Source organism: Vibrio sp. 2134-1 (assembly GCF_033339495.1).
The window spans coordinates 1-520 of record NZ_JAWOUS010000948.1; the positions used below are offsets into that span (position 1 = coordinate 1).

Annotated in this window: 1 protein-coding gene and 1 pseudogene; both read left to right on the plus strand. The window is 45.6% G+C overall.

The features are described from left to right. A partial coding sequence (locus R7R78_RS29415; RefSeq protein WP_225474999.1) for an ATP-binding protein occupies positions 1–339 on the plus strand: 339 nt, incomplete at its 5' end. Positions 340–411: 72 nt separating this feature from the next. Next, positions 412–520 (plus strand): annotated as a pseudogene (locus R7R78_RS29420) (superoxide dismutase); the annotation flags it as partial.

The following is a 520-nucleotide window of genomic DNA, read 5'->3' on the forward strand; positions in this document are numbered from 1 at the left end:
CCAAAACTGTTGATGAGCGCGGTAGAAAACATCATTCGCAACGCGATTTATTACGGAAAAGATGAAGTGCAGATAGACATTCAAGACAAGACTGACACACTGACGATTACCGTCGATGACAACGGTGATGGTGTTCCGGATGAAGAGTTAGAAGCGATTTTCCGTCCATTTTATCGTGTGTCTACTGCTCGTGATCGTCACTCTGGCGGCACAGGATTAGGGTTAACCATCACCGAAAGTGCGATTCGTCAGCACAGCGGTACGATAGTCGCGAGCCGCAGCCCACTGGGAGGTTTGCGCGTCTCCATCACGCTGCCTTTAGTTAAAGTAGGCAAATAACCCTACAAGATTTCAGTTGATAATGATTTTCATTAACATTAGAGTAAATCCTCCGATTAAGGAGGATTTACTATGTCACATACATTTCCCGCTCTGCCTTACCCATACGATGCGTTAGAGCCATACATCGACGCAAAAACCATGGAAGTGCATTACAGCAAACACCACAAAACTTACTTCG